The organism is Gilliamella sp. LMG 34359, assembly GCF_984569085.1.
The window spans coordinates 2,486,263-2,507,517 of sequence record NZ_OZ474906.1; the positions used below are offsets into that span (position 1 = coordinate 2,486,263).

Below are 21,255 nucleotides of genomic sequence, written 5' to 3' on the forward strand. Positions count from 1 at the left end.
TCTATCCGTATCAAAAACGGCATAACCTTATACTTTTTACCTCAGTTGTGCTAAAATAACCTCAATATTTAGTCCTCTAATTTAGTTATTATGCCAAATGTAAACAGTCGAAAAAAAGTCGTTGTCGGCATGTCCGGCGGCGTAGACTCTTCCGTTTCTGCTTATTTATTACAACAACAAGGTTACGATGTTGTTGGTCTATTTATGAAAAATTGGGAAGAAGATGATACCGAAGAGTATTGCTCGGCAGCAGTCGATCTCGCCGACGCACAAGCCGTTTGTGATAAATTAAATATCAAATTATACACCATCAATTTTGCTGCTGAATATTGGGATAATGTATTTGAACATTTCTTAAGTGAATATAAAGCCGGTCGTACGCCAAATCCGGATATCTTATGTAATAAAGAGATCAAATTTAAAGCTTTCCTAGAATTCGCGGCCGAGGACTTGAATGCCGATTATATTGCCACCGGTCATTATGTTCGTAAACGTGAAAATGGCAACAAAGTCGAATTACTACGCGGAATCGATAATAATAAAGATCAAAGTTATTTTTTATATACACTTAGTGAAGACCAAATTCGTCAAAGCTTGTTTCCTGTTGGAGAACTTGAAAAACCACAAGTAAGAAAAATTGCCGAAGAATTAGGCCTAATAACCGCAGCTAAAAAAGACTCAACCGGTATCTGCTTTATTGGTGAACGAAAATTTAGTGACTTTTTAGCTCGTTATTTACCTGCACAGCCAGGAGTCATTCGTACCGTAGAAGGAAAAGTTATCGGCGAACACCAAGGACTTATGTATCACACTTTAGGACAGCGAAAAGGATTAGGAATTGGTGGTTTAAAACAAGCCGATGACACGCCATGGTACGTGGTTGATAAAGATGTTAATAATAACGAATTAATCGTTGCTCAAGGACATGACCATCCTGCACTATATTCAGATGGTTTAATTGCCCAACAACTGCATTGGGTTGATCGTAAAGTAGTGACGCAGCCGTTCGATTGCACTGTCAAAACCCGTTATCGTCAGCAAGATATCCCTTGTCGTGTCACACCAATAAGTGAAGATAAAATTGAGGTGAAGTTTGACCAACCCGTTGCGGCAGTCACACCAGGACAATCAGCGGTATTTTATCAAGGTGAAGTCTGCCTAGGTGGCGGTATTATCGAGGAACGAATAAAAAGCTGTAAGGAGCATTAAAGTGAATAATAAATACCACCATATTGCGATAGCGCTTGCCGGTGTTACGCAGAGTGCAACACTTATACCCCAGCTTGCCAATACTGGGGTTTGTAACAGTACCCTTTACCAAATATCATTAAAAAGCATTTTTAATACATCACCAAAAACCACTGACGATGTTTATGATGGGATTAACAATATTAAAACGGGTTTAGAAACACTCATTACCCTACTATCATCTTCTCAAAAACAGCAAGTTGAACTTCTTCGTTATCTTTTTGGCACGTTAAGTATCACAGGTAAACTAATAAAAAATAACCAAGCACTAGACAAAATAGATCAACGTTTACAAAGAATTTCAGGCCTCTATTCCGCAATGAATGACGAGATAATCGGCGATCATGTTGATGACCTATCTTATTCATTGGCGGGGATCTATTCAGATATCATCAGCCCATTATCAACGAAAATCAAAGTGGTGGGTAAAGCTGAGTATCTACAAAATACATTAGTTCAAGCCAAAGTTAGGGCTTCACTATTAGGTTGTGTTCGTTCTGCCATATTATGGTATCAAGTTGGTGGTAATCGCCTCCAGATTCTATTCAGTCGCAAACGAATAAATAATGCTGCACAAGAATTACTAAAAGAGATTAATTAACAACGTTATTAGATTTAAAAAATAACAATGGAGTAAAACCGATGGAATTATCTGCTCTAACCGCCCTATCACCAATTGATGGTCGTTATGGTGACAAAACAACAGAATTACGTCCCATTTTTAGTGAATATGGTTTATTAAAATACCGCGTTCAAGTTGAGGTTTGTTGGTTAAAAAAATTAGCTAGCCAAGCAGATATTCTAGAAGTTCCAACTTTAAGTAATCTGGCTATCAATCACCTAAACCAAATTGTTGAGGACTTCAACGAACACGATGCACAACGCATTAAAACCATCGAAAAAGCGACAAATCATGATGTCAAAGCCGTTGAGTATTTTCTAAAAGAAAAAGTCAATAGCAACCAAGAGCTACAAGCTATTAACGAGTTTATCCATTTTGCGTGCACATCAGAAGATATCAATAATTTATCTTATGCATTAATGTTAAAAACAGCTAAAGATACGGTAATCGTTCCTTATTGGAAAAAATTAATTGCGACTATTACCGCTCAAGCAAAAGCTTATCGTGATCTGCCCTTGCTATCGAGAACACATGGACAACCGGCTACTCCATCAACTATTGGTAAAGAATTTGCCAATGTTGCCTATCGCCTAAACAGACAACTGAAACAATTAGAGTCAATCGAAATTCTAGGTAAAATTAATGGCGCTACGGGTAACTATAATGCTCATATGGTTGCTTACCCAAAAATAAATTGGCATAAGTTTAGTGAAGAATTTGTCACTTCATTAGGCTTAAAATGGAATCCATACACCACACAAATTGAACCTCATGACTATATTGCTGAATATTTTGATTGTATTGCCAGATTTAATACCATCATGATCGATTTTGACCGTGATGTTTGGGGGTATATCGCATTAAATCACTTCAAACAAAAAACCGTCGCCGGTGAGATTGGCTCCTCAACTATGCCGCACAAAGTTAATCCAATTGATTTTGAAAACTCGGAAGGTAATTTAGGTATTGCGAACGCCATTATGGGACACCTAGGTAGTAAATTACCTATTTCTCGTTGGCAACGTGATTTAACCGACTCCACAGTCTTACGAAATCTAGGTGTCGGAATTGGTTATGCGATCATTGCGTATCAATCAACACTCAAAGGTTTAAACAAACTTGAAGTAAATTATGAATATTTACTTGAAGAACTTAATCGCAATTGGGAAGTGCTAGCCGAACCAATCCAAACGGTGATGCGTCGTTATGGTATTGAGAAACCATACGAGAAATTAAAAGAGCTCACTCGCGGTAAACGTGTAGATGCACAAGGGATGCAACAATTTATTGATTCCTTAGCGTTACCAGAAGATGAGAAAGAACGATTAAAACAATTAACTCCAGCAAACTATATTGGATATGCCATTAATTTTGTCGACGAACTTTAAACTGAGCTCTTTAAACCATGTTTTTAAACTAGGTTTTTAAAGAAAGTTTTTAACCTAAGTTTTTAAACAATGTTTTTTGAGCAATGTTCTTTAAACAATGAGCTCGAAAAAAGTTTTCAAAGATTAATAAAACGTCTCGATACCTAAAGCCTTACAAGTATCGGCTTTAGGTAAATCGATTAAGACCTAATATAAAAATAATATGACCCAAGATTTGCAAGATAGGAAACACCATTGAAAATCCGTATCGCAACAAGAAAAAGCCCTTTAGCACTTTGGCAGGCTAACTTTGTAAAAAAACAACTGACAGACATTCATAAAGATCTGACAGTTGAACTGATCCCGATGGTAACCAAAGGTGATATGATTTTAGATAGCCCACTAGCGAAAATTGGTGGTAAAGGACTTTTTGTTAAACAGTTAGAACAAGCGCTATTAGACAATACGGCTGATATCGCGGTTCACTCAATCAAGGACATCCCTGTTCAATTTCCAGAAGGATTAATGTTAGCCACTATCTGTCAACGTGACGACGTTCGTGATGCATTAATAGCAAACCAATATCAAAGCTTGGACGATTTACCACAAGGGGCCATTGTTGGCACTTCAAGTTTAAGACGCCAATGTCAATTACGCGCCAAATACCCACACTTAAAAATTGCCGATCTACGTGGGAATGTAGGTACACGATTAGCTAAGTTAGATAATCAAGAATACGACGCCATTATCCTCGCTGCTGTTGGTTTAAAGCGTTTAGGATTACAAGAACGAATTAAACAATATATTACCACTGACTTAATTTTACCCGCAGTTGGCCAAGGTGCGATTGGTATTGAAACACGATCAAATGATGAGACGCTCCTAAAATTACTTGCTCCACTCGACGATAAAAACAGTCGAATATGTATTCAAGCCGAAAGAGCAATGAATCAAGCCTTACAAGGTGGTTGCCAAGTACCGATTGCCTGTTACAGCCAATTAACTAATGATTCATTAAGCTTAAATGGCTTAGTGGGCAGTATTGATGGTAGCAAAATTATCAAAGTTACCGTATCAGGAACCGCAACTCAACCTGAAGCATTAGGGCAACAACTGGCATCAGCATTATTAGCCAAAGGGGCTGATAAAATATTAGCGGAACTAAATAATCGATGATTTATATTACTCGCCCTTCTCCCGAAGGGGATGTTTTAACTCAGCAATTAAATCAAGCTAATATTCCGGCAACTCATCTCCCCTTCTTTAAAATCTCAGTTGGACAAGGACTAAATAATCTTCAACAAAAACTCAATCAACTTACTGCATCCGATATCGTTATTGTGGTTTCACCGCAAGTCAGCCACATGCTAAGCCAGTATCAATCAAAACTAAGTTTTCCTAAACATCTACGTTATTTTGCCATAGGCAAAAAGTCGGCCGAATTATTTAGTCAGCAAAATGGCGTTGATGTTAATTATCCAAATGAAGAACATAGTGAAGGATTATTGCAACTAATAACTGATCTACAAGGGCGTTCGGTATTAATTCTCGGTGGAAATAATGGTCGACAACTGCTATCTCGAACATTAGCCGAAAAAGCAAGTGTAACATCAGTTGAATGTTATGTTCGCCAACCGATTACTTACCCAACCACAATATTAGCCAATAACATTGATCAACAGCGCATACTGGTAACAAGTGTTGATCATCTATTACAACTTGACGCTTACTGCCAAAATAAACATAAGTGTGAAGCCCAATTAATCGTAACCAGCCCTCGGATATTTGAAAAAGCTAAACAACTTAAATGGCATAAAATTTTACAAATTGTTAGTGCAAATAATCAATTTTTATTTAAAACAATATTAACTCTATGTCATAATGCAAACAATATTTCTCAAGAATCTAAATGAGGTTAGTTTATGCCATCAAGATATTATGGTGCCAATGCAACACTTTCCAACGTCAGCACCACTTCATTTAGTCAAACGCCAATAAAAAACAGCAACAACGAAGCGAATAAGACGATGAACATAAATGAAAAAGAATCAATCAAAAAAACTTCTAGTCCTGAAAATGAGCCCCAAGTCAAACAATCTGCAATGACTAATAAAGTAAAGGCGCCAGTATCAAAACTATCGCTACTTGCTATAGCATTAACAATTGGATTAACTGGATTGATGTGTTATGAAGGACATAGGCAAATTGAAAATCAAAAACAGACGATTTCAACTCTGCAAACTGATATTGCCAATTTAAAACAGAATAATCAAGCCAGCGTAGTTAGTGACCTTGAAAATAAAATTAATGAGGCAGTCAATAAACAAAAACAAGATTTCTCATTATTAACGCAAAGCATTGATCGTCAGTTAAGCGACAACCAAAAAACTCAACAGCAACTTAGCCATCAGATAGAAGATATCACTACACGAAACGAAGAGAATCTAAATACTATCAATGCACGTTTATCCGCTTTAGACTCTCCCGATAACAATGATTGGTTAATCGCACAAGCTAATTATCTGGTTAATTTAGCTGGCAGAAAGATTTGGAATGATCAAGATTACACCACTGCGAGTTTGTTACTTAAAAGTGCTGATGAAAGTCTCGTTGAAGTCAATGATCCTAGCCTACTAAAAGCTCGACAAGCTATTAACAAAGATATTAATTCACTATCCAATGTCACATCAGTTGATGCTGATGGTATTATTCTAAAACTACTTGGTTTAACGGAATCATTAACCGAATTACCGTTAGTTGGAAATTATAAAGATATCGATCTTGGTATGAATCAATATGATGATACTATTGCGAATGATGAGCAAAGTAACCAATCCTCTCTCGCTGCAAATAATAGTGATATTAGCAATTCGACAGACAATTGGTCTGATAATCTGTTAGCAAATGCTAAGATATTTATGGATAAATTCATAAAAATTGAGAAGTTAGCAACTAAAGATAACTATTTTTCCGAATGTTTAGATAAGGCTGGAGATGATGAAAAACAAATTGTCAAATGCCAAATCCTAAAAACACCACTTAGTGCTGAGCAATCATTCTACCTCCGCGAAAATATTCGTTTTCGTTTATTAATTGCAGCGCAAGCTGTACCAAGACATCAGGAACTTATCTATCAACGAGCATTAAATGATGCTTCCATTTGGGTTAATGCATATTTTGATGGCAACGCACCAGCGGTAATCGCATTTCAAAATGAACTTGAAAATTTACAAAGCCAACCAATCACTAACCAAAATATCCCTGATAAACTCGATAGCATTAGCGAACTAGAAAAATTAATGCAGACTCGCGTTAAATCGCTATCAGGTAAATAAGGAGAATAATAATGTTCAGAATACTCATTATATTCTTAGTATTAGTTGGTGGATTTATTCTTGGTCCATTACTTGAGGGTAATCAAGGTTCAGCGGTATTTGAAATTGCTAACTATCGCATTAGCATGTCTTTTAGCGCATTTTTCATATTACAGCTAATTGGTCTGCTTTGCCTTTATATGCTCTATAAAATCTTAACTAAAATTTTCAATTCAAAAACATTTTTCGGTAGCTTGTTAGGATTAAGTTCACCCAAAAAATCATTTAAACGCATTGAGCAAGCACAATTTTATTTGTTAGAAGGTAATTATCACCAAGCGGCAAAATTATTTATGAAGAGTGCTAAAGGAGCTCAAAATACCACGCTTTCCTACTTGCTTGCGGCTCAAACACAAATTGATGATGATCAATTAATTGCGGCAAATGAATCTTTAGAACATGCAGCAAAATATTGTCAACCTAATGAATTATTTGCTTTTCAACTTGTACAAATTCGGTTGCAACTAAAAAACCACGAGTATGATAAAGCTAAAATCTCAATTGAAAAACTCTTAAATGAAAAACCACGCAATATTGAGGTATTAAAATTAGCTGATCAGCTATATTATGAAATTCAAGATTATCAAGCTGTTATAGATTTATTACCTATCTTATACAAAACCAAGGCTTATTCTGATTCACAACTCGATCAGTTTAAACAAGCAGCCTACATTGGTCGTATCAAACAGTTATCTACTGATATCGATCCACTTGCACTAATAAAATGGTGGAAACAACAACCCAAAGCTATCGTCAATAATCTGGCTAACCAAAAAGCTATGGTTAATTACCTAACACAATTAGGGCAAACAGCGGAAGCTGAAGAGTTAAATAAAAACATAATGCGTTTAACTCAAAAAGAACGAACATAAAAAACAGGGCTACTGCCCTGTTTTTGTTTGCAATACATTAGTTATTATATTATTAATTAGATAATAACATATCGAATCAAAGCCATACTGCTCATGCCTGCAATAACTATCCACATCAAATTCCTTGTCAAAATTGCCACGATAATGGTTGGTACTGCCGCTATACAATATTCCAAATTAAAACTAGGAAATTCACCTTGCTTAACTGTAAAAAGATTTTGTACAAATAGCGCAGTTAAAATACAAATAGGCACATAGGATAAAAAGCGAATTACCACATCTGGTAATTGCAATTTTCGTACTAACAAAAACGGAATGATGCGTGGTAACCACGTCACTATGCCACTACCTAAAATAATCAGCAAACTATAAGTACTCATGCCTTACGCTCCACAATAATTCCCATAAAACAACCAGCAAACGTACTAAATAAGATTGCCATTTCTGATGATACAAAACGCAATAAAAAAATTAACATAACAGTGACTGTCAACATGGCGATAATTCGATTTCTTATACTTTTTGTTTTATCACCAATTAACTGCAAATATAATAAGCCAATAAACATCGCCACTAATGCATAATCCAAACCAAATTGTGCAGGATTTGGTAACCATTCACCAATTAATGCTCCTACTAAACAAGATAATATCCACGCAACATAAGCGGTGACATTTAAGCCATGCATCCACGGCGGATTAATAGGCTCTTTATTAGCAATAGCATTCATGGCAACAGCAAAACTCTCATCGGTTAATAAACTGCCAATACCGATATTATTCAGAAGCGAAAATCGCCGAAACGCGGGTGCTGTTGCCATGCTCATCAGAAAATGACGAGAATTAACCAAAAATACCGTAAATATCACAGCAGTAATTGGTGTCGCCACCATCATTAAACCAGTAATAATAAATTGCGATGCACCGGCATAAATGATAATCGACATTAATGTAACTTCTAAAACTGATAAATTTGAAGCTTTACCCACTACACCTGCTGCAATACCAATTCCGATATATCCCAATAAAGTAGGAACACATGCGCATGCACCATCTTTAAATGTTAATGACATTTTCCCTTCCTTAACAAAACAAACACTATTTTCTATTTTGAATAATTTTAATAATAAAAATCAACCATCTTGGTTATTTCTCTGTTTAAAAAAGATTAGAATGCTAATAATAAAATCAACTTAAAACAATAAGCCACATTCAATAAACAAATTTTGCTATAATAGCGCTGAACAAGTTTATGTGACAATTAAAATCACTAATTATCTTACTAATACGGTAAAATTATTTATGTATACTGGCACTTTATTTATTATCTCGGCCCCAAGTGGTGCAGGAAAATCGAGCCTGATTCGCGCCTATTTAGCACAAAACGGTCACCATCCGGCCAAAGTTTCAATCTCACATACGACAAGAAAACCAAGACCTGGTGAAAAACAAGGTGAACATTACTATTTTGTTGACAATCAGGAATTTGAATCACTTATAAAACAAAATGCTTTTGTCGAATATGCTCACGTTTTCGACCACTACTACGGCACATCCAAAAAAGAAATTGAACGATCTTTGCAACAAGGAATAAATGTCTTTCTTGATATAGATTGGCAAGGCGCACAACAAGTAAGACAACAGATGCCTGAGTCAAAAAGCATCTTCATCTTACCGCCATCACTAAAAGAATTAGAAAATAGATTAATCAAACGTGGCCAAGATGATGCTCAAGTGATTAGTAAAAGAATGCACAAAGCTCAATCTGAAATATCGCATTACAATGAATATGATTACATCATTGTTAATGATGATTTTGATGAATCATTAACCGCATTAAATGCTATCATGATAACCGCGAGCTTAGAACAGTCAAAACAAACGACATCGCATCAGCAACTGCTTGCAGATCTGCTTACTCCTAAATACGAATAAAGCCAAATTGAAAAAAATATCGCCAAAAATGGCGATATCAACAAATATAATTAGTTACCTAACGCTTTATCTGATTGGTTATTTTGAATTAACTCAAGTTTATAACCGTCTGGATCTTCAACAAAAGCGATAATAGTCTTACCACCTTTAACTGGGCCAGCATCACGCGTCACTCGACCGCCAGCTTGACGAACGTTCTCACACATTTTAGCAACATCATCAACACCAATAGCAATATGACCAAAGGCAGTACCAAGATCATATTTATCTGTACCCCAATTATATGTCAATTCAATTACCGAACCTTCTGACTCATCGCTATAACCAACAAAGGCAAGAGAATATTGGTATTCAGGATTTTCACTTGTTCTAATCAACTTCATCCCCATCACGCGAGTATAAAAATCAATTGAACGTTTTAGATCACCAACCCGGATCATTGTATGTAAAATACGCATTGCTTTATTGTTCCTTATTATAATTAATCATCTTAGTTGAGTTTATCTATTTGTGACTAACCAAGCAAATTTTTATGCTGACAAATTAGCCAATTAAAAACCATAAAACTATAAATTAGCAATTATATTGATGGGGTAAAATTAACTTAGAAAGGAGCTTTCACTCATTATCATAATAAGTGAAAGCAAATCGACAGGAGAATTTATGAAATAAATTGTATTAACAGTATTAGTTTCGGGGAGCTGCGTTTATGCGTTGCCCGTTAGTGATTAATTTCACTTTTTGACCAGGATAAAACTGTTTAACATCGCCTTTTTGCACAATAACAATGTTAGAGCCATTTTCTTGTTTTATTTCTAATTCAACAGCTGCGGCTTGATTAGATTGGTTTTCAATAGCATCACCTAAAATAGCACCGCCAATAGCGCCTGTTGCCGCGGCTAATATTTGACCAGTACCATTACCAATCGTATTACCTAAAACTCCGCCAAGTACCGCGCCACCTAAAGGACCAGCAACATTACCATCTCTATTATTTGTGTTTGCTTGAATCTTAACAGCCCTTACACCCACAACTGTACCATAACTCACCTGCTGAACTTGTTTTGCTTGATCAGCGGTATAAACATCGCCAGAATATATATCACTATTACTACATCCAGACAAAATTGCAGCAAGAATAGCTAATGTGACGATTTTTTTCATAATAAATTCCTCATATAATTGGGCATAAATTTTTATACCATGTTTAGCATAATATTCTTTTGTAAAAACGACAATATCATTTTCATTATTTTAGCGATAGATAATACAATTTATTGTTAACTTAGGTTATACTCAGTTCAATACTTAATCTACCATACAATAAGTACATGAAACGGTTATTTTTTCCTTCAGTTTTATCAGTTATGATAACTGGCATTAATGATGAAAATCAAAAACTGATGACTTAAAATGAAACCGTCATTCATCAATCAAAGCAAAATTGCTTGAATGACAAAGCAGACAAAAATTTAGATCTTGACGTTATCCCTAATGATAATTGTTAAGTAAAATAATTCAATAGGCAAAGTAACAAAATGAAAACTATCGAAATCGACGAAGAACTTTATCAATTTATTGCAGGTCAAACTAAACATATTGGTGAAGATGCCTCAAGTATTTTGCGACGTTTATTAAACTTCAAACAAGCGGTATCAAATAAAACTAACCAAGTACCACACAAAGAGCATCACTATTCTCTTTTTGATGATTTACTCCAAAGTGACACCTTTACTAATGAAAAATCTATCATCAGTCGCTTTATATTATTACTAGGTGCATTATATAATTACAACCCAGCGTTATTTTCAATTGCTGCAACATCACTACATGGCAGCAAACGACAATATTTGGCTAAAGATAAACAATCGTTAGAAACTTCTGGTAAAAACACCAAACCAAGAGAAATTATTGGTACTCCATATTGGGTTATTAGTAATACCAATACCGCTCGTAAATTATTAATTATCGAATCGATTATGAGTGACATGGGTATATCAGAAAACATGATTAATCAAGTTACTCTTGCTTTTTTACCGTAAACTAAATGACAATTTCAGCAACCACAATAAACACAATTAACCCAATAAATAAAAAAAATTGTGAAAGAGGAGTAAAAAATGGCCAAACCAAGTCGTGCAGGATTATTAGCACAACCATCAGACCTTATTGATCTTGGAACATTAAAAAACAATTACTACCAAATTAAACCAGATACTGACAATGTTAGCCAGTTGGTTATTTTTGGTACCTCAGGCCATCGTGGTAGCTCCAATAAAGGTACTTTCAACGAAGCTCATATTCTAGCTATTGCTCAAGCGGTGGCTGAATATCGAAAGTCAAATAACATCACTGGACCTTGTTTTATCGGTCAAGATACCCATGCCTTGTCTGAACTCGCTTTAAAAACTGTCCTTGAAGTCTTTGTTGCCAACGAACAAACGGTAGTTATCGCTAAAGATTGGGGGTACACACCAACACCAGTAATATCGCACGCCATCTTGACTTACAACGAAGGAAGACAATCACAATTGGCTGATGGTATTGTGATTACGCCTTCACATAATCCGCCTGAGGATGGTGGAATCAAATACAATCCAATTAATGGTGGTCCGGCGGATACTGATATTACCAAACAGATCGAAAATCGTGCCAACGAACTCCTTAAAGCCAACCTAAATGGAGTTAAACGTGTCACAATAGAAAAAGCCATTAAATCTGACTACCTGCATACCAAAGAATATGAAACTGATTATGTCAATGATTTACAAAACATCATTAATCTATCGCTTATCCAATCCTCATCATTAAAAATTGGCGTTGATCCTCTTGGTGGTGCTTGTATCACCTATTGGCCTCGCATTGCGGAAAAATATGGCTTAAACCTTGAAATCGTCAACAACAAAATTGACCCAACCTTCAGCTTTATGCATTTAGACCATGACGAAGTGATCCGTATGGACTGCTCTAGTCGCTGGGCGATGGCTGGATTATTAAATCTAAAAGATAAATTCGATCTGGCCTTTGGTAACGATACCGATGCTGACCGCCATGGCGTTGTCACACAAACAGGATTAATGAACCCCAATGCCTACCTTTCAACTTGTGTTAACTACTTATTCCAGAATCGACCACAATGGCAAAAAGATGTGGCAATAGGAAAAACATTAGTAACCAGCTCAATGATCGACCGAGTCGCTAACAACTTGAATAAAAGATATCTTGAATATCCTGTCGGTTTTAAATGGTACGCTGATGGACTTTATCACGGTAAACTGGGTTTTGCTGGTGAAGAAAGCGCTGGCGGATCATTCTTAAGAACTAATGGCAAAGTCTGGGCTACTGACAAAGATGGTATCATTTTATGCCTATTAGCGGCTGAAATGACAGCAAAAACTGGCAAAAACCCACAAGAACAATATCAAGAGTTGGAGGCAAAATTTGGTGTTTCTTACTATGGTCGAATTCAAGCACCAGCCTCATTTACTGAAAAACAGAAACTAGCCAAACTTGATGCAAGCCAATTAACTACCGATAAATTAGCCGGTGAGGAAATTACCCAATGCTTAACTACTGCACCAGCGAATAACGCACCAATAGGCGGTCTAAAAGTTATCACACAAAACGGTTGGTTTGCCGCTCGTCCGTCTGGTACCGAAGATGCCTATAAAATTTATGCTGAGAGTTTTATCAATAATGAACACTTAGCAACCTTACAGCAAGAAGCACAACAAATTGTCACTAAAGCGATAAAATAAAATCAAAATAGGTAGGTTAATGTAATTAACTTTCCTGTTAAAAATATAACTGGGTGATGCAATTTAAGTTTTGCTCACCCATTTATTAACTTTTTAAATTCCTTAATCAACAATTATTTTTATTCCTTTGTTTGTCCCAGTATAGCAACCTATTATTTGGTTGATTAGTTTTATCCCTTATCGTGATTATGAACTAAAAAATCTCTTGTTAGAACTATAACGATATACAGAGACCGAAAGTGGAATGATTCTGTTCGCTATGTATGTCCCCTCTATGCGAGTCAACAATAAACTGTGACCCTCTACCATTGGAATCACTAGTCCAATAATAGAAGCGATCATGGAAATTAGCTCCTGGATATAAGTATATATAACCCCACTCTGAAAAAAAACCGGCACCAATTTGACGTTGATAATAGTTGTCGGGAGATGCGGGCATAGCACCGACCGCACCTTGACAATAAGATAAAGGATATTGGCTGCTTCCACTACAAGACGCGTTAGTTAAGTCTTTTACCATAGGTAAGCGATAACCAATATTGTTACACCATGAAGAAACACTATTAAAGTTATGTACATTGGTGCCACGATTAACTATCCATTGTTTTAACTGAAAACCATACTTAACAACCGCATCACCACTACTATTCCTACCAATTAACTCGAATGTTTTAGGTAATTCAACATTAGGTATTACTTTTATATTATTCGGTTCGTTTGATTCCCACTGTTCTTCTGTGGCGAAAGGTCCTTTTAGTATGACACGAAAGCTTGTACCTGTAGAATCACCTGGTGTGGGGGTTACAATGGTAGTAATTTTACCTTGCTCTACGTTTTCCCATGTTAAAAAACGTGCTCCACCTATATCTAAATCAAAATATAAATTATTAGCCCCTGTAGTCGGAAAATTTAGATTATAAGATGATGGATTTGTAGACTGAGTAATAAATCCCTTATTTTCATTCCAAATATCAAGAGAACCACCAAAGTTATGGTCATCAACTTTATTACCAAACAATAAAACAGGTTTAGCAAAACACACCTTTGGTGAATCCTTAGGGTTAACATAATAACTTACACTACCACCGCTGAAATTACTATTATTAGGAATACCATATAGAGTGCTTAACGTTACATTTGTACTTGTTAATGTTACTTTATAAGGCGCATTACAGATTACCGGTACATCATTACGTGCAACAATATTGTTATTTTTATCAACTATGGATAAACTTAATGTGCCACTAACTCTAATACCATCTCTACCTTGACCATCTCCATCATCGTCCCCCCAATAATTATTAGGTTCTCCGATAATCAAATTTAAGGGTATTGAATTGGTATTGGTTGGTACCAACATATCAATATCAGCGAAACTTTGGGCAGCATTTGGTAACACTATTGGTGTAACCGATGAATTATTTGTTGTCGGAGTAAAATTAGTCCCATCTGATAAGGAGATCCAAAGCAAATCATTAATATCAGTCACTCGAGTGCGACCACTGTCGAAGGTTAAATAAGGCGCACGACCATAAATAGGATTCGATGTTATCGATGTTAACGCTTTACTAGAATAAGATGTAAACACTAAAACAATAAAAATAACCAAAAATAAGTTATATCGAGTTACTAAACTTAGAATACTAAAACCGACTGGATTTATCTCTCGCTCTGAACTACATCGCATTTTATAATACATATAGACAACCTTGTCTAGCAAGTTTATGTTAGGTTTAATTGCACTATCTGATTGGTTGGTTGATCGCTTTTCAACCATATTCGGGCAATTATAGTTATTTGAGTCAACTAAGCAACTCATTTTTAAAATTTAAATTGTTAAATTTTGTAAATAAACAATTCTGAATTAGATTTAAAAAGCGCTTCTTTAATAATAACCAAATTTTATGCGCAAGGTCATCATTTTGAAGTTCATTTAGCTTAAATTTATTTGATTTTAAACTTCAAAAAAACCTTTTCCTAAAATTCTTTTAATAGCTCGATTCAAGTTACTTCTTTTGCCATAGCATTTGCTAAAATAAAATCACTTTTCAAATCTATCGTTATTGTGTATCTTGCATACTAAAGGTAAATGCTATAATAAATACTCTTTACATTAAAGGCTATAAAAAAATTGTGCTTTATCTTTTTTTCTAACATTTAGAATTATACCCAACAATATATATAATAATTATTACTTAACTTTTTGATTAAGTTAAATAGGAGAGATGATGAAAGACCTAAAAGTGCTAGCACTTTTATTAGTAGCCAGTTTAGCTTTGGCTGGATGTGAAGAAAAAAATCAAGAGTACTATTCAAAACATATTGATTCCGCTAAAGAAAAATTAAATGAGTGCGATAAAACTTTATACAAAGCTATGAAGGAAAATGATGAAAAATTGTTTACAAAAATAACACAAGACCCAGAATGTCTAGCGGCGGATAGTGCTATTACGGAAGATCGAAAACAACAAGAAAAATTAGAACAAGAACGTAAAGAAGCAGAGCAAAAACAAGCTTTAGAAACCGAACTAACAGCGATAAAAAACCAAGTAGCGGGCAAATCATGGCAAGAGTCGATCAATGAATATTTAAAAGTTGATGAGTGCAATGCCTTATTCTCAACACGTTCTCCTAAATGTAAAGCTTGGAAAATAATCTATAACGAAAAAGTTGATGAAGGTAAAAAAGAGTTAATAAAATTACCATTTGAGAGTATTAAAGAGCAAATGGGTTCTTTATGTAAATTAGATAAACGACCAAATTCAAACTGTAGCGTTGCTGAGTTAGTTTTAGAAGAAAAAGCCAAAGAAGATTTAGCTAACGCTGATATCCAAACAGTCGAAGCCAAAAAATCAATTTATTGTGCTGAAGATATCTACTCTTCCAACGCCTGTAGAAAAAGTTGGGAAGACGCTTGGGATAGAGAAAGTGATAAACATGTAAAATTCTTCACTGAAAATGATGAGGAATTCATTAATACCTTTAATTCATGTGCTGATAAAATAGCTGCCTTAGACGCGCAAAAATTAGAATGGAGTCAAAAAAATAATTTAGAACGTCAAATTACCGATACCTTTCCTTGTTATCAAGCTAAAATGGCCTACAGTAAAAGAGGAATGGGCTATTCTGTCAGATTTGAAAAGAAAATTGAAAAATAATTAAAATCAAATAGCTTTTTAGAATATAGCGCTTGTTTGTCAAGGTGTGATAAGCTAATTGAATTAAAAGACGGCGTCAGATAACGACGCGGTCTTTTTTTATGACTATCGGATTAAATCTTCCAGACCTTATAGATAAAAAAGCTCTCAGCCATAGTAATAATATATTAGATTAGTTTTGCTATCGTTTCAGTACCGCATAAGCAAATAGAAGCAGCACTAAAGTAAAAAAACACAATATTTAGAGGCATGGTAATAAAGTTTGCTGCTTTCATTGAAATTATAAGCTATTTACGCTTTGAAAAATGTAATGGAATATAGCCGAAAAATACTTTTCAAAAGTCGCTGAAAAACTAATTCAGTTTTTTAATGTCTGGCGTAGTTCATTGTTTAACTAATACTATTTGATTCCATGATATCCGTGCGCCATTTCGCTACAATATCAATAAAGATCAATGATATCTGTTTTGCGATAACTTATTAGGTCAAGCATCGATGACAATAAAGCATAACCTAGTTTAAAAAATGTTATTTTCTACAAGCAATATACGCAACATTATCTCCAGCAGTATCTCCCGCAGGGCGAGGAGCAGGCAATAGCCCACCATCATGTAGATAAACAATGAAGTATTGTGTAGCAGAATTAGGATCTTTAGTAAAATAAGTCGTTGCATCCCACTCCCAGTTGGAATTTGGATAACTACGACGATTTATATATCCCCACTCAGGATAAAGTCCTTGATCAATTGCCCTAGTAGAAAAATTCCATTTACCATCACGATTCCAATTAGGACCAACATTAACTACAGGTGAGTTAGAATAATCTTTACGAGTCGGGAAGCCATCTATTCCTCCACAAAATCGGTTAAATGCAGTCTGCCAATCATAACGCCCCACACTCTGAGGTTCTATCCAAACGGAAGTTGGATTAAATTTATAATCAAAATATTTGTTAGGGGATGATTTTAATGTAGCTCGGACAACGATATCACCATTACCTGCTGGTGGTTTAGCTCTTAACAAAACATTACCTGTTTGATCAACTGTTGCTACATTACCAGGATTAACCACTACACTATAAATATAACTATCTTGAGAATAATTCATTATTAATTGAAATTCTGCACCAGGGAAACCTGTAGTAGGAAAGGGTTTATCTGAAATAATTGGCCTAGCTCTAAAACCTTTATCAACAATAAAATCTTCAGTATAGCCACCACCATGATTGGGATCTCGTTTTATTGGACCTGAATTCCATGGGTACATATTCCCTTGTGCATCACTACCACGCCATTGCGCTGAAGGAAAAACTTTAGTTGAATTTGGTTTTAGATAACATACATCACCTGTAGGTGCAATTTTATATATTTTAGTTATCTCTACTGCCTCGCTTTCATTCGGGTTACCATATTCAGAATAAGTTTTTACTGAGGTTGTTATTGTCAACGTTAACGGTAACGCATAACCACTTCCACAGCCAATCATATGTTGTTTATCGCTATCAGGAATTATTCCTCCATTATTGTCAAACCAATTGTAAATTGTTTGTTCGACGACAAAGGGCATATTATTGCGAATACTATCGCCATCAGAATCAATATAATTAGACGAATTATCTAAATCATTTGCAGAATAGTTCTTAATAAGAAAATCACTAAATTTTGTTAAACCATCAAATTCATTAATACCTGTATCGCTTAAATTATGCGTGTTTGAGCTATAAAAAACACCATTTAAGCTAAAGCCATGTTTTTTTGCAGCCACTTCCATATCGACAACTTTCGGTTTACTACCAATAATGGTATTTACGGTATGTGCTGTGATTGCTTGGCTTTTTGGACTAAAAGCTAAAAAAAATAACGTAAATAAAAGTAAAATGATTGGTTTATTACTTAGATTAGCTGAATTTAAAGGGTTGATTTGGCTGGTGGTCAGTTGTTCCATGTGATAATAAATAAAGACATTCATGTCAATTAACTTAATGATTTATATCATATATGTTATGATATAAACAATTAAATGCCAACCTAATTTTGAATTAATAATAGTTACTAAGTATAGTAATAGAAAAAATCCATGTAAATGCTTTTGAAATTTAAATTGTTAACTTTTGTAAATGTTATTATTAATTAGTGCGTTGTAAATACTGATTTGAATCTTATAGAAATTTTCCTCAGTTTTTTGAGGAGAATGGCAGCCTACACGGCAGTGAACCTTACTCGGTAGTGAACTTTATTCCTCAGCCTCTCGGCATAGATTTTAGAGATTAAATAAATTTAATAAAAATTATTTTATTCTTGTGCATAAACCTTCCGAATTTATTTGAAAAACTACATATTCTTTTTTGTTATCAGTATTCTCTCTCATTACAAAAAATTCTTCTTTAATAAAGAATTGATTATCATTTTTTTTAGTCATTAAAGTTGACCTAAATTTATCTTCAAACATAACATCAGTTTTACTCGTATATTCATTAACTATATTCATGTTTACCCAATTGTTAGAGTTATCTTTTTTAGCATATAGTTTACCTTCATCTAATTTATATTCACTTACAAAAGAAACCTCGCCTTCTTTTGCAGAATCGGACAGTTTTCCATTCTCATTTTTGGCTGAAAACTGTTCTAGTTTACACTCCCATTTACCAACAAGATACCCTTTTGTCACCTTCTCGTCACCACAACCTGACAACGTAAAGCAAACCAAACCTAACAACACAATTCTTTTCATACCATTCTCCTTTTTTGGGGTAATAGTATGTTATTTAACAGATTTGGGCAATAAAAAAACCGTCATTTACTGAAGTGAACGCCTCTTTTGAGGGAGCTATCTTCATTGCCGATTTCTAAACTACCTACACGGCAGTGAACGTTAAACATAAATTGTTAATTTTACCGCGCATTTTCTAAACTACCTACACGGCAGTGAACTAGTTATAAAGACACATTAGAAGGTTTTGGGTTTTCTAAACTACCTACACGGCAGTGAACTCCGTCGAGGTTCCAGTTAAAGGACTTGTACATTTCTAAACTACCTACACGGCAGTGAACCTGCAAAAAATCCCAATTTCTTACCGCTTAATTTTCTAAACTACCTACACGGCAGTGAACGCCACAATCGTTAATATCTGATTCGTTACCAGTTTCTAAACTACCTACACGGCAGTGAACTAGAACACAGCATACTATAAACATTGTTGGCAAAAAGTAAAAGTGGATTTTTATTTGCAAAAACCCTTTTTTAGGACGACTTTATATTTATCTGATTTTTAACAATTTTATTTTTTGCTAAAAAAAGGGATAGTAATTGAGGGAATGTTATTTTTCAAAAAACCGCTTCTAAACTTTTACTGAATATTTTTCACAAATAAAAAAGGGATTGTCTTCAATCCCTTTTTATTTGTCGTTATTAGCCTGCTCGATAGTTAGGTGGTTCTTTGGTGATTAGAACATCATGAACATGACTCTCTTTCATACCTGCGCCAGTAATGCGGTAGAATTTCGATTTTGTGCGTAATTCATCGATAGTGCCACAACCTGTTAATCCCATGCATGAGCGTAAGCCACCCATTTGTTGATGAATAATCTCTTTTAATAGCCCTTTATAAGCGATTCGGCCCTCAATACCTTCCGGTACTAGTTTGTCAGCTGCATTATCAGATTGGAAGTAGCGATCAGATGATCCTTTCGCCATTGCACCAAGTGATCCCATACCACGATAAGATTTATAAGCACGACCTTGGAATAATTCGATTTCGCCCGGTGCCTCCTCTGTTCCGGCAAACATTGAGCCAACCATAACACAAGCTGCACCAGCTGCAATAGCTTTAGCGATATCACCTGAAAAACGGATTCCACCATCAGCAATAACCGGAATATTGTGTTGTTTTGCTACTTCGACAGCATCCATTATGGCGCTAATTTGCGGCACCCCTACCCCGGTTACAATACGAGTGGTACAAATAGAACCGGGGCCAATACCCACTTTTACTGCACTAACGCCTGCGTCAATTAGTGCTTTAGCACCTTCTCCAGTGGCAACGTTACCGCCAATAATTTGTAGATTTGGATAAGCTTGTCTTGCTTGGCGGATACGTTCAAGTACGCCTTCTGAATGGCCGTGTGATGAATCGATAAGTAAAACATCAACCCCAGCTTCAACCAAAGCAGCTATACGTTCTTCGTTACCAGCACCAGCACCCACTGCGGCACCAACACGTAAACGACCTTTTTCATCTTTACAAGCATTAGGTTTTTGTTCAGCTTTGTTATAATCTTTAACAGTTATCATGCCTTTTAAGTGGAAACGATCATCAACAACTAATACTTTTTCAACCCGATATTCATGCATTTTTTTCAAAACACTTTCTCGAGATTCACCTTCTTTAACAGTGACTAAGCGCTCTTTCGGTGTCATTACCGCAGTCACAGACAATGATAAGTCTGTAGCAAAACGAACATCACGAGCCGTGATGATACCAACTAATTCTTGTGATTCAGTCACCACTGGAAACCCTGCAAAGCCATACTCCTTAGCTAAGTCGATCACTTGTTTAATAGTCGCCGTTGGTAGTACTGATACTGGGTCTTGCACAATGCCACTTTCATGTTTTTTAACGCGCTTTACATGTTCAGCTTGAGCTTCAATTGACATATTTTTATGAATAAAACCAATGCCACCCTCTTGAGCAAGAGCAATAGCAAGTTCGGCTTCAGTAACGGTATCCATTGCAGCAGATAGCATTGGAATGTTTAATTTGATGGTTTGCGTCAGTTGAGTTGTAATATCAGCAGTATTGGGTAAAACAGTTGAATGGGCTGGAACTAATAAAACATCATCGAACGTGAGGGCTTCTTTAACTATACGAGACATGACAATATTCACCATTGAGTTGGATTGTTGATAAAATATTGCCGATGTAT

At 35.4% G+C, this 21,255-nt stretch carries 19 protein-coding genes and 1 CRISPR repeat array; of the genes, 11 read left to right on the forward strand and 8 right to left on the reverse strand.

Features of this window, described 5'->3' with window-relative positions; translation table 11 throughout:
- The first annotated feature begins 90 nt into the window (after positions 1–90).
- The 7 genes from mnmA (at position 91) to AC5LXV_RS11595 (ending at position 7,483) form a co-directional block, all read left to right on the forward strand.
- Complete coding sequence (gene mnmA, locus AC5LXV_RS11565; RefSeq protein ID WP_493444888.1) at positions 91–1,209, forward strand: tRNA 2-thiouridine(34) synthase MnmA; 1,119 nt, start codon at positions 91–93, stop codon at positions 1,207–1,209.
- A 1-nt stretch (position 1,210) separates the two neighbouring features.
- Entirely contained in the window at positions 1,211–1,849 is a 639-nt protein-coding gene (gene hflD / locus AC5LXV_RS11570; protein WP_493451451.1) for a high frequency lysogenization protein HflD, read from the forward strand.
- Positions 1,850–1,890: 41 nt separating this feature from the next.
- Positions 1,891–3,258 (forward strand): adenylosuccinate lyase, encoded by a 1,368-nt coding sequence (gene purB / locus AC5LXV_RS11575; protein ID WP_493466504.1) that lies wholly within the window; start codon positions 1,891–1,893, stop codon positions 3,256–3,258.
- A gap of 234 nt (positions 3,259–3,492) precedes the next feature.
- On the forward strand, positions 3,493–4,413 hold the full coding sequence (gene hemC, locus AC5LXV_RS11580; protein ID WP_493466505.1) for a hydroxymethylbilane synthase: 921 nt from the start codon (positions 3,493–3,495) through the stop codon (positions 4,411–4,413).
- A complete protein-coding gene (locus AC5LXV_RS11585; protein WP_110433258.1) occupies positions 4,410–5,150 on the forward strand; it encodes a uroporphyrinogen-III synthase in 741 nt (246 codons plus the stop codon). Before hemC ends, AC5LXV_RS11585 begins: the two co-directional genes overlap by 4 nt.
- Before the next feature lie 9 nt (positions 5,151–5,159).
- Positions 5,160–6,572 carry a uroporphyrinogen-III C-methyltransferase gene (locus tag AC5LXV_RS11590; RefSeq protein ID WP_493466506.1) on the forward strand — a complete coding sequence of 471 codons (1,413 nt, stop codon included), beginning with the start codon at positions 5,160–5,162 and terminating at the stop codon, positions 6,570–6,572.
- Between the two features lie 11 nt (positions 6,573–6,583).
- The gene (locus AC5LXV_RS11595; protein ID WP_110433256.1) at positions 6,584–7,483 is read left to right on the forward strand and encodes a heme biosynthesis HemY N-terminal domain-containing protein; all 900 of its coding nucleotides are present in this window, start codon (positions 6,584–6,586) and stop codon (positions 7,481–7,483) included.
- 56 nt (positions 7,484–7,539) lie between these two features.
- Here the strand turns inward: AC5LXV_RS11595 and AC5LXV_RS11600 are convergent, their stop codons facing one another.
- Positions 7,540–7,863 carry an AzlD domain-containing protein gene (locus AC5LXV_RS11600; RefSeq protein ID WP_493466507.1) on the reverse strand — a complete coding sequence of 108 codons (324 nt, stop codon included), beginning with the start codon at positions 7,861–7,863 and terminating at the stop codon, positions 7,540–7,542.
- A complete protein-coding gene (locus tag AC5LXV_RS11605) occupies positions 7,860–8,555 on the reverse strand; it encodes an AzlC family ABC transporter permease (RefSeq protein ID WP_493466508.1) in 696 nt (231 codons plus the stop codon). Before AC5LXV_RS11605 ends, AC5LXV_RS11600 begins: the two co-directional genes overlap by 4 nt.
- Before the next feature lie 229 nt (positions 8,556–8,784).
- Between AC5LXV_RS11605 and gmk the strand changes: the two genes are divergently transcribed.
- On the forward strand, positions 8,785–9,417 hold the full coding sequence (gene gmk, locus AC5LXV_RS11610) for a guanylate kinase (protein ID WP_493466509.1): 633 nt from the start codon (positions 8,785–8,787) through the stop codon (positions 9,415–9,417).
- Between the two features lie 50 nt (positions 9,418–9,467).
- Here gmk and gloA read toward each other — a convergent pair whose 3' ends face one another.
- Both gloA and AC5LXV_RS11620 read right to left on the reverse strand, forming a co-directional pair.
- The gene (gene gloA / locus AC5LXV_RS11615) at positions 9,468–9,875 is read right to left on the reverse strand and encodes a lactoylglutathione lyase (RefSeq protein WP_110423197.1); all 408 of its coding nucleotides are present in this window, start codon (positions 9,873–9,875) and stop codon (positions 9,468–9,470) included.
- A gap of 229 nt (positions 9,876–10,104) precedes the next feature.
- A complete protein-coding gene (locus tag AC5LXV_RS11620) occupies positions 10,105–10,581 on the reverse strand; it encodes an outer membrane lipoprotein (RefSeq protein WP_493444895.1) in 477 nt (158 codons plus the stop codon).
- Positions 10,582–10,955: 374 nt separating this feature from the next.
- Between AC5LXV_RS11620 and AC5LXV_RS11625 the strand changes: the two genes are divergently transcribed.
- Both AC5LXV_RS11625 and pgm read left to right on the forward strand, forming a co-directional pair.
- A complete protein-coding gene (locus AC5LXV_RS11625) occupies positions 10,956–11,459 on the forward strand; it encodes a replication initiation negative regulator SeqA (protein WP_493466510.1) in 504 nt (167 codons plus the stop codon).
- Positions 11,460–11,537: 78 nt separating this feature from the next.
- A complete protein-coding gene (gene pgm / locus AC5LXV_RS11630; protein ID WP_493466511.1) occupies positions 11,538–13,175 on the forward strand; it encodes a phosphoglucomutase (alpha-D-glucose-1,6-bisphosphate-dependent) in 1,638 nt (545 codons plus the stop codon).
- A gap of 214 nt (positions 13,176–13,389) precedes the next feature.
- On the opposite strand, the gene AC5LXV_RS11635 is transcribed toward pgm, so the two are convergent.
- On the reverse strand, positions 13,390–14,874 hold the full coding sequence (locus AC5LXV_RS11635) for a hypothetical protein (protein WP_493466512.1): 1,485 nt from the start codon (positions 14,872–14,874) through the stop codon (positions 13,390–13,392).
- 529 nt (positions 14,875–15,403) lie between these two features.
- On the opposite strand from AC5LXV_RS11635, the gene AC5LXV_RS11640 reads away from it, so the two are divergent.
- Entirely contained in the window at positions 15,404–16,333 is a 930-nt protein-coding gene (locus AC5LXV_RS11640; RefSeq protein ID WP_493466513.1) for a hypothetical protein, read from the forward strand.
- Between the two features lie 528 nt (positions 16,334–16,861).
- Here AC5LXV_RS11640 and AC5LXV_RS11645 read toward each other — a convergent pair.
- The 3 genes from AC5LXV_RS11645 to guaB all read right to left on the reverse strand — a co-directional run bounded on the left by AC5LXV_RS11645 (position 16,862) and on the right by guaB (position 21,205).
- A complete protein-coding gene (locus tag AC5LXV_RS11645; protein WP_493466514.1) occupies positions 16,862–18,301 on the reverse strand; it encodes a hypothetical protein in 1,440 nt (479 codons plus the stop codon).
- A gap of 318 nt (positions 18,302–18,619) precedes the next feature.
- The gene (locus AC5LXV_RS11650) at positions 18,620–19,063 is read right to left on the reverse strand and encodes a hypothetical protein (RefSeq protein WP_493466515.1); all 444 of its coding nucleotides are present in this window, start codon (positions 19,061–19,063) and stop codon (positions 18,620–18,622) included.
- 112 nt (positions 19,064–19,175) lie between these two features.
- A CRISPR array of direct repeats spans positions 19,176–19,503; the repeat unit is 28 nt; unit sequence TTTCTAAACTACCTACACGGCAGTGAAC.
- A gap of 238 nt (positions 19,504–19,741) precedes the next feature.
- The gene (guaB, locus tag AC5LXV_RS11655; RefSeq protein ID WP_493466516.1) at positions 19,742–21,205 is read right to left on the reverse strand and encodes an IMP dehydrogenase; all 1,464 of its coding nucleotides are present in this window, start codon (positions 21,203–21,205) and stop codon (positions 19,742–19,744) included.
- Positions 21,206–21,255 lie beyond the last annotated feature (50 nt).